This window comes from Geomonas sp. Red276, from assembly GCF_054784495.1.
Map to the genome: position 1 here is coordinate 17773 of NZ_BLXW01000017.1, position 14895 is coordinate 32667.

The window sequence follows — 14895 nt, forward strand, 5'->3', positions numbered from 1 at the left end:
TGGGAAAAAGCCATGATGAGTGAAGAGATCGTCAAAGCACTCTCGGCTTACGAGATCGCCAACCCGATCGAGCAGTACCGGTTCTACGACTGGAATGCATGGCCCCTGCTGCGGGTCATCGCCGGCTATCTCGCCGTGGCCCGCCAAAGCGGGACCGGTGATGGGCCGGAAGGGGTGGACCTCAGGAAGGCGATAGCCTCCATCCCGTTCCTGGGCGCCGCGGCGGTGTCCCTCAATCGGCGCCTCAAGGCCCTCAGGCTCAACCGGGAGCTGGCATCGCTGCGCGAGGTCGACGCGCCCCACCAGGACGAGTTGCTGGCGCCGGGGAGGGAGGTCGTCATCCTCACCATCTCGGGGCGACGCCAGGAGATGGGGGGCGGGCTCTACGAGATCTACGCCGACCCCCTGGCGGAGTGCCTGGAGGCGATGGGAGTTCCCACCCTGGTCTGGGAGCGGCTCGAAGAGCGCTGGCCGAGGTGCCGCCGCTCGGCGTGGATCACGCGCCGGCTGGAGCTGGAGTTGTTGCAGGCGCCCCAGCTGCCCCCCTTGCCGGAACCTTCCTGGTACGCGGATTTCGCCTCCTTGGCCGAGCGCCTGGCCGGCAGGCGGTACCGCTGGAGCGAATGCGAACCGGTCATCCGCGCCCTGCAGAGGAGCAGCCTGGTCTATCAGCGGTGGCTGCAGCAGGTAGGGGCCAAGGCCCTCGTTTCGGTCTGCTGGTACGATGCCGAGGTGATGGCCGCCACCCTGGCCGCCCGCCGCCTGGGGGTGGCATCGGTGGACCTGCAGCATGGCGCCCAAGGGATCGGCCATTTCGCCTATGACGGCTGGGGGAGGGGGATCACTCCCCCCTTCGAGCTGGTGCCCGACTACTTCTGGTGCTGGGGGGAGGAGCCGGCAACCAAGGTCATGCTCGACAATCCCGCCTTTGCCAGCCAATGCAAGGCGGTCCCCGGCGGCAACCTCTGGTTGAGCGCCTGGCGGAGCCATGCGGTGGCCTACCGCGACGCCCGCTTCGACGCGGTCAGGAAGCAGGCGGCAGGAAAGAAGGTCATCCTCTTTGCCCTCCAGCACGGCTATCGCTACAGCGAGCTAGTGCCCGAGGCGGTAGCCCAGTCCCCCGACGACTGGTTTTGGCTGGTGCGCCTGCATCCCGCCACCCCGGAGGGGGAAAAAGGGATAATCCACCGGCGCCTGGAGGCCCTCCACCCCTCCAAAGTGGAGTTCGTGACGGCAACCCAGGCGCCGCTCCTGTCGCTGATGGCCATCAGCCAGGTCCTGATCACCGGCAGCTCCACTTGCGCCCTGGAGGCTCTCGCTTTCGGCCTCCCCTCCGTGACCGTTACCGACGAGGGGGCCGTGGTGTACCGCGAGTTCATCGAGGGGGGCGTCATGCTCGCCGCAGGCTCGGCCGAGGAGCTGGTTCAACGGATCAAGGAGAGCGAAACCATCGACTCGGCGCGCTGTCTTGCCGCCTCCCGCCGCCTCTTCGCCTCTGCGGAGGAGTCGGAGGCTGCCATCCGCGCCTTCCTGGATGGCGTCGGCATCCGGCAGCGTGCCGACCGACCGGCGCCCCCTGGCGGCGGGCGGGCCGTGTGAAGGCACCATCCCCTGTTTCACCCACGAGAGGTACCATGGCGGATCTGGTTAATAGAGTACGGCGCTTCGTTGCCAAGGCCTTGCAGGCGCTTGCCCACCCCAGGGACCTGGACTTTTCCACCGTTTCGGCCGCCGCTTCGGTGCATCCGGCCGCGAGGATCGTGAGCTCCCAGCTTCACGGGAAGGTCACCGTGGGAAAGAACTCCGTGGTCAAGGAGAGCTTCATCCTGGCCGACGGCGTGGAGGTTACCCTGGGCCGCAACACCAGCCTGTGGGGGCCCAACATCGACATCTACTGCCGGCTCAATCCCGTCACCATCGGCAGTTTCTGCTCGATCGCCCGCAACGTCTCGATGCAGGAATACAACCACCGGATCGACCGCTGCAGCAGCTACTTCTTTGCGAGCAACGTGTTTGGCCGCGATCAAGGCGAGGACATGGCATCCCGGGGGGCGATCGTGATCGGAAACGACGTCTGGATCGGTTCCCAGGTGGTGGTGGTTTCCGGTGCCGTCATCGGCGACGGTGCGGTCATCGGCGCCAACAGCGTGGTCACCGGGACCATCCCCCCCTACGCCATCGCCGCCGGAAGCCCCGCCAAGGTCATCAAGTACCGCTTCGACGAGGAGATCGTCGACCGCTTGCTGGCCTTGAAGTGGTGGGAGTGGGACGACGACCGTATCTTCCGCAACAGGGAGTTCTTTCTTAACCCCATGAGCCGCGAGTTGCTCGACCAGGTCAAGGACTGATAAAGCTATGACGGATAACAACGAGGTGAGAGCCGGTTTCCTGGTTTACGGGGCTCCGGCCATCGAGGCACCGGAGATCGAAGAAGTGGTGGCCTGCATGAAGAGCGGCTGGCTGGGGACCGGCCCCCGGGTGGCGCGGTTCGAGCGCGACTTTGCGGCCTACCAGGGGGTGAGCCACGTCGCGGCTCTCAACTCCTGCACCGCCGCGCTCCACTTGAGCATGGTGGCTGCCGGCATCAGGCCGGGCGACGAGGTGATCACCACCCCGCTTACCTTCTGCGCCACCGTCAACGCCATCATCCACGCCGGGGGGACCCCGGTCCTGGCCGACATCGACCCGGTCACCATGAACATCGACCCCGCCGAGATCGAGCGGAGGGTGACCGGCAAAACGAGGGCCGTGATCCCGGTCCATTTTGCCGGGCGCCCCTGCCACATGGACGCCGTCATGGCCATCGCGCAGCGCCACGGCCTCAAGGTCATCGAGGACTGCGCCCACGCCATCGAAACCGAATACCGCGGCCGCAAGGCCGGCACCTTCGGTGATTTCGGCTGCTTCTCCTTCTACGTCACCAAGAACGTCATCACCGGCGAGGGGGGGATGGTGGTGGCCCAGCGGGAGGAGGACATCGGCCGCATCAAGATCCTCGGCCTGCACGGCATGAGCAAGGATGCCTGGAAGCGTTTCGGCGACGAGGGTTTCAAGCACTACTACCTCGTCGAGTGCGGCTACAAGTACAACATGATGGACCTGCAGGCCGCCATCGGCATCCACCAACTGGCCCGGGTGGAGAAGAACTGGGCCAAAAGGGAGCTGATCTGGGCACGCTACGACGAGGCCTTCGGAGCTCTGCCGGTCGGGATTCCCGCTCCCGTCGAAAAGGAGACCAGGCATGCCCGCCATCTCTACACCATCCTGGTCGACGAGGCGAAAACCGGGATCTCCCGCGACCGCTTCCTCGATCTGATGACCGCCCGCAACATCGGGGTCGGGGTGCACTACCTGAGCCTCCCCGAACACCCGTACTACCAGGATACCTTCGGCTGGAGGCCGCAGGACTACCCGCATGCCATGCGGATCGGGCGGCAGACCGTGAGCCTCCCCCTCTCCCCCAAGCTCTCCGACCAGGACGTGGAGGACGTGATCTCCTCGGTGAAGGCGGTCCTCACGGGGGCAAATGACTGAAGGTGGAAGACGTCAGATGAGTGGACCCTTGAAATACGGCCGCGTGCTTTTCATCTATCCCAACTACCCCGGGAACCACTACGGCGGCGAGAACCAGTTCCCCCCGATGGGGATCGGCTACCTGTGCGAGGTCCTCGAAGAGATCGGCGTGGAGACCGCCGTGGTCGACATGGGGAAGGGGTGGCCGCTGGAGTACCTTTTCGAGCGGATCGAGGCGTTCCGGCCGGAGCTCATCGCGGTCTCGTTGATGACCTTCCGCTACCGCCACCACTACGCCGTGATCGAGGCGGTCAAAAAGCGCTTCCCCGCCATCCCCGTGATCGGCGGCGGGCCCCACCTGACCGCCTGGAAGACGAAGGTGCTCGAGCAGTGCGCGGCCCTCGATTTCGGCGTCTCCCTGGAAGGGGAGTACCCGATGAGGGAGCTCTGCCAGGGGGCCAGTGTGGAGAGCATCAAGGGGTTGATCCACCGCCAGGGCTCCCGGATCGTCTTCAACGGCGAGCGCGAGCTGGTGGCCGACCTGGACCTGATCCCCTTCCCGAGGTACCGGTCGCTGGATCTCACCCGCTACCACTCCGGGGTCTTTCTCTGCTCCTCCCGCGGATGCCCGTACGACTGCATCTTCTGCCAGTCGAAGAGCATGCTCGGCCGGAAGTTCCGGTTCAGGAGCGCGGGGAACATCTTCCAGGAGATCGCCTACTGGTACCGCCTCGGCTACCGGCGCTTCAACTTCGTGGACGACAACTTCACCCTGCAGAAGGGGAGGATCCTCGAGCTCTGCGCCTTGCTGGAGCAAGCCGGCTTCGAGGATCTGGATTTCTACGTCTCGGGTGTGAGGGCCGACCGGGTGGACGACGAGCTCCTTAGCGCCATGAAGCGGGCCGGTTTCACCCACCTCTCCTTCGGCGTCGAGTCGGCCTCCAACGAGATCCTCAAGGTGCTGAAGAAGCACGAGACCATCGAGGAGATCGAGGCGGCGGTAAGAAGCGCCAACGAGCTCGGCTTTTACGTCGTGCTCTACTTCATCGTGGGGAGCCCCCACGAGACCCTGGACGACGTGAGGAAATCGATCGCCTTCGCGGAAAAGTACGCCAGCGGCGGCTGCAATTTCGGCAGCCTCATGCCGATCCCGGACACCACCCTGATGGAGTGGGTGACCGAGCACGGCACCCTCCTCATGGAGCCGGACCATTACCTGAACGACCTGGCCGAGTACGAGCGGGTTCCCTACTTCGACGGGCCGGGGATGACGCTCGAGGAAAAGAAGACCGCCCTGCGCCTCACCCAGGAGGCGAAGGAGCGGCTGGAGAGAAAGTACCGGCGCCGTTACCGCCTGGAGACCTTCAGAAACGACCTGCGCGGCAAGGGGGTCGCCAGGGCCGTTTTCATGCAGGGAGTGATCGCCGCCCTGGAGATCCCGCTGGTGGCGCGGCTCTACAACGGGAGGGTGAAGCAGTTGGGGCAGGCCGTAAAGAAGAGAATGAAACTATGACGGCCATGCTGGTCAGCGTGATCGTCCCCACCTACAACCGGGCGCACCTCATCGGGAGGGCACTGGAAAGCATCGTGGCCCAGAGTTACCGAGAGCTCGAGGTGATCGTGGTCGACGACGGCTCTACCGATGACACCGGTGAGGTGGTAGCCGCCTGCAGCGCGAGACTCTCGCGGCCGGTCAGGTACGTGAGAAAGAGTAACGGCGGCTGCGCGTCGGCCCGCAACATGGGGATCTCGCTCGCCACCGGCGACGCGGTCGCCTTCCTCGACTCCGACGACGAGTGGCTCCCCACCGCCATCGAGGATCTGGTCGCCACCCTGGAGAAAAGCAGCGCCGATTTCGTCTACAGCCCCGCCTTCGTCCGCCTGGGGGGGAGGGACACCCTGGTCTATCCGACCGCAGCCGGCGACCCCGCCCGCTTCGCGCAGGAGCACTTCTTCACCACCAGGGCCTACGTCTGCTGCCTCTTGTACCGCAGCCACGTCTTCAAGCGCTTCCGCTACCAGGAGTCGCTGCGCTACAACGAGGATTCCGACCTGCTGCAGAGGATCGCCATCACCTTCCGGGCCGCCTATCTCGACAAGCCGACCGCGGTGGTCCATTACCACGGCGCCAACAAGTCGTCCAACCGGGTGGAAATCACCCGCGCGCTATTAAAAAGCGCGGAGGGGATCCTCGCCGAGTTCCCGGAGTTCCGGGTGAGGCTCGCGGGGGGGGCGGACCGAAGGATCGCCGAGATCGTGGCGCAGATTGCCGGCGAGCTGGTTCTCCAGAGGAGGTTCGGCGAGGTGGCTGCCTTGGGCGAGGGATACCGGCTGAGGCTGCTCGACCGGCTTTCCGTTTTTCTGAAGACGCCGTACCTGGAGCTCGCGGCGAGGAAGGGGCGGCGGCTGGCGGAGATGGTGGCGGGAGGGGCGAAGTGACGGCCGGCACCCCACGTTTCCCAGCCGGGGCACCGGCCTCCTCGGGCGCTGGCCCGGTCAGGGTAGGGGAGCTCTTGCACTGCTACCTGGTCGCCACCGAAAACTGGTGCTATAGGCTCATTAAGGGACTGCCCGGAGTGGAGCTTACCGTGGTGACCGCGAACCTCGCCAATGAGGGAAGGTTTCCCCTCCCCGGGGTCCGGTTCGTGGTCGGTCCCCTGGCGCGGCACTGCGTCCCGGGCACCCCGGCCGCCCACGGGATCTTGTCGAGGACCCGCCTGGCCCTCCTGCTCGCCTGGCGCCCCTGGGTGATCTGGCGCTGCAGGAAGCTGCAGCTTTTGCACGCCCATTTCTCCTTCATGGCCTGGGACTATCTCTGGCTTGCCAGGGCGCTTTCCCTGCCGCTGGTGGTCTCCTTTTACGGCTACGACTATGAATGGCTCCCGGGGAGCGATCCGAAGTGGGCCATGCGCTACCAGACCCTTTTCAGGGAGGCCAGCATGTTCCTGACCGAGGGGGCATTCGGCCGTAGCCGGCTGATCGAGATGGGATGCCCCCCCTCCAAGGTCAGGGTGCTTCACCTAGGGGTCGATCCCAGCGGCATCCCGCTGTTCAAACGGGAGAAAACCATAGGCCGTTTGCGCCTTTTGCAGATGGCGAGCTTCACGGAGAAGAAGGGGTACGATGTCACCGTGGAGGCCTTCGCCCAGGCCCTCGCACGCTGCCCCGAGATGACGCTCACCCTGGTGGGAAAGGAGCAGGATGGAGTGCGCAGCCGGATCCAGGACCGGATCAGGGAGTTGGGGCTTACCGGCCGGGTGGAGATGGTGGACGGTGTGCCGTTCGAGGAACTGCACAACTTTTTCGCCCAGTACCACGTCTTCATTCACCCCAGCCGCTACAGCGCCTCCCGGGACTGCGAGGGGGGGGCGCCGGTGGTGCTGCTCGATGCGCAGGCGACCGGGATGCCGGTAATCGCGACTACCCACTGCGATATTCCCGACGAGGTGGTTCACGGCGAGACCGGGTTGCTCGCGCCGGAAGGCGACGTCCCGGCGGTGGCGGCCCTCATCGAGCGGTTTTACCTGATGGATGACGACGAATACCAGCGCTTCAGCCGGGCCGCGCGCCGGCACGTCGAAGAGGAGTACGACGTTTCCTTGAGCGGCCGGTTGCTGAGCGAGATCTACCGCGAGACCGCGAAAAGTTCGGGGGGCGTTGCATGAAGATCGTGAGGATCACTTCCCTTGGACCATCCTACCTCCGGCAGTTCTACGCGGCGCGGCCGCAGCTTGCGGGGGCGTGCTTTGCCTCGCAGAAGGAGGCGCTCGACCGGGACGGCTACGGGGGGGCGGATTTCTGGACCCATGCACTCGAGCCCTTCGGCTACCAGGGGCTCGACATCTATCTCGACGCGGAGCCGCTGCAGCGGGCCTGGGCCGCGGAGAATTGCTTCCCCGACCCCCAGCGTGCCGGCCTTGCCGAGATAGTCATCGAGCAGGTGCGCCGCTTCCAGCCGGAGGTCCTCTGGTACGACCACGACGACGAACGGATACTGGCCGCCATCAAGGAGCAGGTTCCTTCCCTGAGGCTCGCCCTCGGGTGGACGGGGAGCGCGATTCCGAACTCGCAGCATTGGAGGCACCTCGACCTGGTGCTTTCCTGCGCCCAGGAGTCGGTGGACATCCTGCGCAGGGCGGGAGTGCCGGCGACCCAGCTTCACCACGCTTTCGACCCCCGGATCAACGACCGGCTCGCCCCCGGGGAGAAGCGCTACGACCTCACCTTCATCGGGCAGCTGATCCGGACCAGCCAGTTTCATCTCAAGCGCGAGGAGCTGCTCCTCGAGCTGGCAAAGGTGACCGGGATCACCATCTTCTCGTCGAGCGCGAGGCTCGGTGCCGTCAACGACGCCAAGGCGCAGCTGTCGGTCTGGATCTACCACGCCTTCAACCTTATGAAGAGGATGGGGGTCGACCCGAAGCGGCTCGCCTCGCTCCCCCAGGTGGGGTGGATAGCGAATGAGCGGGAAACTCCTCCCGCCTTCCTGGTCCATCCGGGGCTCAAGCCGTTTCTCAGGCGCGAGGTCTACGGAATGGAGATGTTCCAGGTGCAGGCCGCCTCCAAGATCTCCCTCAACATCCATGCCGACTCCTCCCCGCGCTTCGCCTCGAACATGCGGCTCTTCGAGATCACCGGGGTGGGGGGGTGCATGGTGGCCGACTGGAAGGAGAACTTCGCGGAGCTCTTCGAGCCGGACCGCGAAGTGGTCCTCTACCGCTCGCCGCAGGAGTGCATCGAGAAGGTCCGCTGGCTGTGCGAGCACCCCGCCGAGCGGGAGCGGATCGCCGCTGCCGGGCAAAAGAGGACCCTTGCCAGCCACACCTTCGCCCATCGGGCTCCGGAGCTCGACCGGATCATCAGGACCAACATCGGCAACAGACGAGGACGCGGTGAAGGTTAGCGAGAATCTGCAAACAAGGTACGACGCACAGTACGAGGCCGGTGTCTCCGCCTGGAGGATGGTCTGCGCCAAGCAGAAGGTCCAAAACATCCTGGAGGTGTGCCGCGACCTCCCCAGGGCCGGCAGGGTCTTGGACGTCGGCGCCGGCGATGGGAGCATCCTCGCGCTGCTCGACGAGGCCGGGTTTTGCGACAGCCTTTACGCCATCGACATCTCGCGAAGCAGCGTGGACGAGATCGGAAAGCGGGGGATCGCGTCACTTAAGGAGGTGCAGCAGTACGACGGCTACCGGATCCCCTACGATGACGAATTTTTCGACCTGGTCATCCTGTCCCACGTCATCGAGCATGTGGAATTTCCCCGGGCGCTGCTGAGGGAGATCCGTCGGGTCTCCCGCCACCAGGTGATCGAGATCCCCCTCGATTTCATCTACGATGTCGACCGCAAGGTGGACCACTTCCTCGCCTACGGGCACATCAACGTCTACCACCCCATGTTGTTCCGGTTTCTGCTCCGGACGGAGGGGTTCGTGCCGCTGGCGGACCGGGTGAGCATCAACGAGATGGAAGTCTTCTTCCACAGCACCTTCGTGATGGCCGGGAAACGGAAGACCGCGGTCGCCGTTGTGGTCGCCGCCGTGAAGGTATTTCTGAGGAGGATGGCGGTGAGGTGGCTAGGCCGCAACGTGGCGGAACTGGTCGGCCACGCCTATACCGTGCTGTGCGCGAAGGAGGCCGCGTGATCCGCAGGCTCGCCCGCACTGCCCTGGATACCTTCCAGGCCGCAGGCTCGCTCCTGATCAACCCCGTCGTGCCGCCGGTCGTGGTGCTCATCTACCACCGGGTGACGTCCCTTGCTGCCGACCCGCAGCTATTGGCGGTGGGGCCTCCCCACTTCAGGGACCAGATGCGTTACCTGAAGGATCACTTCCCGGTTTTGAGGTTCGAGGCGGAGTGGGGGAAGGTCCGTGAGCCGTCGGTGGTGGTCACCTTCGACGACGGCTACGCCGACAACTATCTCGAGGCCCTTCCCATTCTGGAACAGGAGCAGGTGCCGGCGACCTTCTTCGTCACCACCGGCGGGCTCGGCACCAAGGACGAGCTCTGGTGGGACGAACTGGAGCGGCTGCTCCTTGGCGGGGGGGATTTCCCTGCCTCGCTCGCGCTCCCCATCGAGGGCAAAAACTACCGTTGGGAGACCGCCACGGCAGCGGGAAGGCGGCGCTGCTACGACCAGTTGCACCCGCTTTTAAGAGGCCTCCCCCCGGCCACCCTCCAAGACGCCATTGCCGCTATCCGCAACTGGGCGGGCCTTGGCAGGGAAGGGCGGGAGAGCCACCGGCCGCTTACCGCCGACGAGGTCAGGCTCCTTTCGCAAAGCGCCTGGGCGACCATCGGCGCCCACTGCGTCAATCATCCCCGGCTCTGCGCCCTCAGCGCCGAAGAGCAACGCGACGAGATCCTCGCGTCCAAGCGCCGGCTGGAGGAGATCTGCGGCCGCGAGATCACCGTCTTTTCCTATCCGTTCGGCTGCCCAGGCGATTTCACCAGGGAATCGGTCCGCATCTGCCGGGATGCCGGCTTTCGGCGGGTCGCCGCCAATTTCCCGGGCCAGGCACGCCCCTGGACCGACCCGATGCAGATCCCGCGTCAGCTGGTGCGCGACTGGGGCGTGACCGAGTTTGCCGCCCGGCTCGACCGTTTTCTCCTCGTGTGACGCCGGGGAAGTGGCATCGAGGTTGCGAGGAGTTTTATCCTGGAGAGGTTCTTTCTGGCATGAAGATCATAGCGGTCAACTCATCGGATACCTTCGGCGGCGCCGCCAGGGCCGCCTATCGGCTGCACCAGGGGCTTCTCGGCCTCGGGGTGGAGTCGCGCATGCTCGTGCAGCGGAAGTTTTCGGACGACCCGACCGTGCTTGGTCCGCAAGGGGTGCTGGGGCGCGGGATGGGGCTTGCCCGCAACGTCCTCGACCGCCTGCCGCTGGCCCTCTACCGAAGCCGCTGCGACGCCCCTTTTTCCCCCGGCCTGGTGCCGAGCCCGACGGTGGGGGAGTTGAACCGCCTCGCGCCCGATATCGTCCACCTGCACTGGATCGGCGAGGGGATGGCGTCAATCGCCTCGCTTCCCCGCATCGTGGCCCCGGTGGTCTGGACCCTGCACGACTCGTGGCCCTTTACCGGCGGCTGCCATGTCCCCCACGGCTGCGGCTCCTTCCGGGAGCGCTGCGGCCGCTGCCCCCAGTTGGGCTCCTCCCTCGGCTGCGACCTTTCCCGGCTTTTGTGGGGAATGAAGGAGCAGAGTGTCCGGCGCCTGAAGCCGGTGATGGTGGCGCCGAGCCGCTGGCTTGCCGGCCGGGCGGCCGAGAGCTCGGTGATGGCCGGGCGGCGGATCGAGGTGATCCCCAACGGCATCGATGCAGCCGTCTTCGCCCCGGCCGACAAGGAGGCCGCCAAGAGGATGCTGGGGATCGATCCCGCCACAAAGGTGCTCCTCTTCAGCGCGGTGGACGGGGCGAGGCACCACCACAAGGGGTTCCATCTCCTGGTCAGGGCGCTGGAGTCCTGCGCCCGCGAGGTGGCCGGTTTCGCCGATGCCCATCTGCTGCTGGTGGTCGGCTCCGCGCCCCCCCCCGAACCGCTGGAGCTGCCGGTGGAGGTGCGCTACGCGGGCCGGCTGCAGGACGACCTCGGCATCTCGCTCACCTACAACGCCGCCGATCTCTACCTCGCGCCGGCGCTTTTGGAGAACTTCTCCACCACCGTGCTGGAGTCGCTTTCCTGCGGCACCCCCTGTGTCGCTTTCGCGGCGGGGGGGATGGCCGACCTGGTCGAGCACGGGGAGAACGGCTACCTGGCGGCCGCCTACGACGCGGATGACTTCGCCCGCGGCATCCTCTGGGCGCTCGCCGACGGCGAGCGGCCGGCGGCGCTGGGGAGGCGGGGGAGGGACAAGGTTCTCCGGGAGTTCGCCATCGGGCGGGTGGCGACACGTTATGCCGGTCTCTACGAGGAGCTATGCCGACCATCTCGCTGATTACCATCTGCCGTAACTCCTCGGCCACCATCCGCCGGACCATCGACAGCGTGCTGGCCCAAGAGTGGGACGGGAAGCTCGAGTACATCATCGTCGATGGCGGTTCGACCGATGACACCATGGAGATCGTCCGTTCCTACGGCGACCGGATCTCGAAGTGGGTGAGCGAACCCGACCGGGGCATCTCCGACGCCTTCAACAAGGGAGTGGCCCTCGCCACCGGGGAACTCGTCGGCTTCATCAACTCGGACGACACCCTTCTCCCCGGTGCCCTCGCCACGGTCGGCAGCTATTTCGAGGAGCATCCTGAGACCGAGGTGCTGCACGCGGACCTTCTCCTCTACGACGGCGACCGCCTCTTAAAGAGGCTCGCCCCTCCGCGCTACTGGTGGATCCCGTGGCGGATGATCCTGTTCAACCATCCGACCTGCTACGCGAGAAGGGAACTCTTCGGCCGCCTCGGGCTTTTCGACCTGAGTTACCGGTTTTCCCACATGGACTTCGAGCTGTTTTTGCGCTGGCAAAAAGCGGGGGTGGAGATCCGCTATCTTCCCGCGGTCCTGGTCCGGATGCAGGCCGGCGGCGCGAGCGGCCAGCACATCTACCAGGGGTTCAGCGAGAACATCCGGGCCCTGAAGGCTCACGGCTACAACATGCCGCTCGCCTGGATTCAGTTTTTCGCCAAGCACCTTGCCCAGCGGATACTGGATCTGCGGGGGCGGCTCGGCATTTAGCGAAACGACAAGGTAATTTGATGAAGATCGTCATCCTCGGCGCCGGCCCGTGCGGGCTCGGGGCCGCCTACCATCTTGAAAAAATCGGCCACCACGACTGGCAGCTCTTCGAGAAGGAGAACTACGTCGGGGGGCTTTCCGCCTCCTTCGTCGACCAGGCCGGGTTCACCTGGGACGTCGGCGGGCATGTCCTCTTCTCCCACTACCCCTATTTCGACGCCGCGGTTGCCGAGGCCTTGGGGGATGCCTACCACGAGCACCAGCGGGAGAGTTGGGTGCGTATCCTCAACACCTGGGTGCCCTATCCCTTCCAGAACAACGTCCGTTATCTCCCCGATGAGGCGCTCAAGGAGTGCGTGGACGGCCTGCGGGAGCTCTCGGGAACGCCGCAGCAGGCGGCCCACTTCCGGCAGTGGATGGACGCGGTCTTCGGCGCCGGCATCGTGAAGCACTTCATGGAGCCGTACAACAAGAAGGTGTGGGGGACGCCGCTCGAGCTGATGAGCAAGGGGTGGATCGCCGAGCGGGTGAGCGTGGTGGACCTGGCGCGGATCGAACGGAACATCTCCCAAGGGATAGACGACTTGAGCTGGGGCCCCAACAATACCTTCAAGTTCCCGAAAGAGGGGGGGACCGGCGCCATCTTCCGCGGCATCGCGAAACGCCTCGCCGGCCGGCTCCACCTCGGGCGGGAGATGGTTTCCGTCGACAGCGCCGCCCGGGAGATCACCTTTTCCGATGGCCACATCGAGCGCTATGACGTCCTCATCAACACCTCTCCGCTGGATCTCCTGATCGGTGCCTGCGCCGACGCACCGGAGCGGCTACGCGAGGAGGCGTGCGGGCTCGTCCACAACGGCGGACTCATCGTGGGGGTGGGGATCGGCGGACGCCGCGACGATTCGAAATGCTGGATGTACTTCCCGGAGAGCAACTCGCCTTTTTACCGGGTCACCAACTTCCACAACTACGCCGCCGCCAACGTCCCGGGAGGCGATACCTCCCGTTACTTCTCCCTTATGTGCGAGACCACCTATTCCCCCACCAAGCCGGAGGAGAAGGGGGGAATCGTGGAGGCGACCATGCGGGGGCTCATCGACTCGGGGCTGCTGTCGGCAGGGGAGGCAAAGCGGGTGGTGAGCCGCTACCTGATCGACATCCCGTACTCCTATCCGGTGCCGACCCTCGGCCGCGACCGGGCGCTGGAGGCGATTCAGCCCTGGCTCGAGGAAAGAGGGATCTACTCCCGTGGGCGGTTCGGCGCCTGGAAGTACGAGGTGGGGAACATGGACCACTGCTTCATGCAGGGAGTGGAGGCGGTTGACCGCATCCTGGCCGGAAAGACGGAGAGAACGCTCCGGGGGGAGTAAAATCTTCCCTCACCCATCCCCTCTCCCCCCGACGGGGTGAGGGGGGATGGAATAGGGGAGGGGGGGGGCCGAAGGGTGGGCGAGGGTGTTTTTAGAAACCAAATTCAGAAGAGGAATTACCGTTGAGCCGCATTAAGATCCTGAAAAAAGTAGATGCCGTCCTGGGCACCGTGGGAGCGGCGCTGCTCCCTTCCGCCCGCGAACGGCAGCATGGTGAGATATCCCGTATCCTGGTGATCCGACCCGGGGGGATCGGCGACGCCGTCCTCCTGATCCCGGCGCTGAACGCCCTGAAGAGGCGCTACCCCGGCGCGGAGATCACCGTCCTCGCCGAGCGCCGCAACGCCGCCGCCTTCTCGCTAGCTCCGGCGGTCGCCTCCGTCATTCTCTACGACGATCCCTCCCAGCTCGCCCAGGCGGTGCGCGGCAACTACGACCTGGTGATCGACAGCGAGCAGTGGCACCGTCTCTCCGGCGTCATCGCCCGGCTGGCCGGCGCCCCGGTCTCCATCGGCTTCGCCACCAACAACCGCAGGCGCCTCTTCGCCCACCGGATCCCGTACTCCCACGACCGTTACGAGGCGGAAAGCTTCTTCGACCTCCTCGCCCCGCTCGGCATCGAGCCTCCCCCCTCCCTGGAGACCCCCTTTCTCACCATCCCGGAAGACGCCGCCGCCAGGGCCGAGGCGTTCGTCCCCGCCGGCCGCCCGCTATTGGCCATCTTCCCGGGGGCGAGCATTCCCGAGCGGCGCTGGGGGATGGAGCGCTTCCGCCGGGTCGCCGATCATCTCTCGCTGCGGGGACTTTCCATCGTGGTGGTAGGGGGGGAGGAGGATGCCGAAGAGGGGGCCTACATCGTGAAGTGGTGCGGCGGGACCAACCTGGCCGGGAAGACCACCCTGGCCGAGACTGCGGCGGTCATCGCGCGCTCCCTGTTGCTCGTTTCCGGGGATTCCGGGGTGCTGCACCTGGCGGTCGGGCTCGGGATCCCGACCGTGTCACTCTTTGGTCCCGGTATCGAGGAGAAGTGGGGACCCCAGGGAGAGTTCGACCTCATCCTCAACAAGAGGCTCACCTGCTCCCCCTGCACCCGTTTCGGCACCACCCCGTCCTGCCCCGAGAAGGCCCGCTGCCTGACCGACATCGCTCCCAACGAGGTGGTCGACGCCGTCATGAAGGTGCTCGACCGACGCTACCCGGAGTAGGCGGGAGCGGGATGGTTGAGAATGGCCCGTTTCGGCGCGCCGAAGTTGGCGCTAACCTCCCGTTATCGTTCATGGTGCAGTCAGAAATTTTCACAAGATTTAATTGAGATTTTCGTCAAATGCAAGAAAAGGGGG

Annotated in this window: 13 protein-coding genes; all 13 read left to right on the forward strand. The window is 65.5% G+C overall.

The genetic code is table 11. The annotated features are described in order from the left end of the window. Positions 1 to 12: 12 nt before the first annotated feature. The 13 genes from ACYVL5_RS13100 (at position 13) to ACYVL5_RS13160 (ending at position 14760) form a co-directional block, all read left to right on the forward strand. A complete protein-coding gene (locus ACYVL5_RS13100; protein WP_460596020.1) occupies positions 13 to 1599 on the forward strand; it encodes a hypothetical protein in 1587 nt (528 codons plus the stop codon). Positions 1600 to 1634: 35 nt separating this feature from the next. Beyond that, positions 1635 to 2348, forward strand: a complete 714-nt coding sequence (locus tag ACYVL5_RS13105) for a CatB-related O-acetyltransferase (protein WP_460596021.1) — start codon at positions 1635 to 1637, stop codon at positions 2346 to 2348. 7 nt (positions 2349 to 2355) lie between these two features. Next, positions 2356 to 3534 (forward strand): DegT/DnrJ/EryC1/StrS family aminotransferase, encoded by a 1179-nt coding sequence (locus ACYVL5_RS13110; RefSeq protein ID WP_460596022.1) that lies wholly within the window; start codon positions 2356 to 2358, stop codon positions 3532 to 3534. A 16-nt stretch (positions 3535 to 3550) separates the two neighbouring features. Further along, positions 3551 to 5026, forward strand: coding sequence for a B12-binding domain-containing radical SAM protein (locus ACYVL5_RS13115; RefSeq protein WP_460596023.1), 1476 nt, complete (start codon positions 3551 to 3553; stop codon positions 5024 to 5026). Continuing rightward, a complete protein-coding gene (locus ACYVL5_RS13120) occupies positions 5023 to 5952 on the forward strand; it encodes a glycosyltransferase family 2 protein (RefSeq protein ID WP_460596024.1) in 930 nt (309 codons plus the stop codon). The genes ACYVL5_RS13115 and ACYVL5_RS13120 overlap by 4 nt, the downstream gene beginning before the upstream one ends. Continuing rightward, complete coding sequence (locus ACYVL5_RS13125; RefSeq protein WP_460596025.1) at positions 5949 to 7178, forward strand: glycosyltransferase; 1230 nt, start codon at positions 5949 to 5951, stop codon at positions 7176 to 7178. Before ACYVL5_RS13120 ends, ACYVL5_RS13125 begins: the two co-directional genes overlap by 4 nt. Next, positions 7175 to 8416 (forward strand): CgeB family protein, encoded by a 1242-nt coding sequence (locus ACYVL5_RS13130; protein ID WP_460596026.1) that lies wholly within the window; start codon positions 7175 to 7177, stop codon positions 8414 to 8416. Before ACYVL5_RS13125 ends, ACYVL5_RS13130 begins: the two co-directional genes overlap by 4 nt. Beyond that, positions 8406 to 9158, forward strand: coding sequence for a class I SAM-dependent methyltransferase (locus ACYVL5_RS13135; RefSeq protein ID WP_460596027.1), 753 nt, complete (start codon positions 8406 to 8408; stop codon positions 9156 to 9158). The genes ACYVL5_RS13130 and ACYVL5_RS13135 overlap by 11 nt, the downstream gene beginning before the upstream one ends. Further along, positions 9155 to 10132, forward strand: a complete 978-nt coding sequence (locus tag ACYVL5_RS13140; RefSeq protein WP_460596028.1) for a polysaccharide deacetylase family protein — start codon at positions 9155 to 9157, stop codon at positions 10130 to 10132. Before ACYVL5_RS13135 ends, ACYVL5_RS13140 begins: the two co-directional genes overlap by 4 nt. Positions 10133 to 10191: 59 nt before the next feature. Beyond that, entirely contained in the window at positions 10192 to 11451 is a 1260-nt protein-coding gene (locus ACYVL5_RS13145) for a glycosyltransferase family protein (RefSeq protein ID WP_460596029.1), read from the forward strand. Continuing rightward, positions 11433 to 12185, forward strand: coding sequence for a glycosyltransferase family 2 protein (locus ACYVL5_RS13150; protein ID WP_460596030.1), 753 nt, complete (start codon positions 11433 to 11435; stop codon positions 12183 to 12185). The genes ACYVL5_RS13145 and ACYVL5_RS13150 overlap by 19 nt, the downstream gene beginning before the upstream one ends. A gap of 20 nt (positions 12186 to 12205) precedes the next feature. Further along, entirely contained in the window at positions 12206 to 13555 is a 1350-nt protein-coding gene (locus tag ACYVL5_RS13155; RefSeq protein WP_460596031.1) for a protoporphyrinogen/coproporphyrinogen oxidase, read from the forward strand. Between the two features lie 122 nt (positions 13556 to 13677). Further along, positions 13678 to 14760, forward strand: coding sequence for a glycosyltransferase family 9 protein (locus ACYVL5_RS13160; protein ID WP_460596032.1), 1083 nt, complete (start codon positions 13678 to 13680; stop codon positions 14758 to 14760). Positions 14761 to 14895 lie beyond the last annotated feature (135 nt).

Excerpts from the sequence above, each read along its gene's own strand:
- ACYVL5_RS13120 (WP_460596024.1), top strand. The coding sequence starts at position 5,023 with ATGACGGCCATGCTGGTCAGCGTGATCGTCCCCACCTACAACCGGGCG.
- ACYVL5_RS13155 (WP_460596031.1), top strand. The coding sequence starts at position 12,206 with ATGAAGATCGTCATCCTCGGCGCCGGCCCGTGCGGGCTCGGGGCCGCC.
- ACYVL5_RS13110 (WP_460596022.1), top strand. The coding sequence starts at position 2,356 with ATGACGGATAACAACGAGGTGAGAGCCGGTTTCCTGGTTTACGGGGCT.
- ACYVL5_RS13100 (WP_460596020.1), top strand. The coding sequence starts at position 13 with ATGATGAGTGAAGAGATCGTCAAAGCACTCTCGGCTTACGAGATCGCC.
- ACYVL5_RS13130 (WP_460596026.1), top strand. The coding sequence starts at position 7,175 with ATGAAGATCGTGAGGATCACTTCCCTTGGACCATCCTACCTCCGGCAG.
- ACYVL5_RS13145 (WP_460596029.1), top strand. The coding sequence starts at position 10,192 with ATGAAGATCATAGCGGTCAACTCATCGGATACCTTCGGCGGCGCCGCC.
- ACYVL5_RS13150 (WP_460596030.1), top strand. The coding sequence starts at position 11,433 with ATGCCGACCATCTCGCTGATTACCATCTGCCGTAACTCCTCGGCCACC.
- ACYVL5_RS13115 (WP_460596023.1), top strand. The coding sequence starts at position 3,551 with ATGAGTGGACCCTTGAAATACGGCCGCGTGCTTTTCATCTATCCCAAC.
- ACYVL5_RS13105 (WP_460596021.1), top strand. The coding sequence starts at position 1,635 with ATGGCGGATCTGGTTAATAGAGTACGGCGCTTCGTTGCCAAGGCCTTG.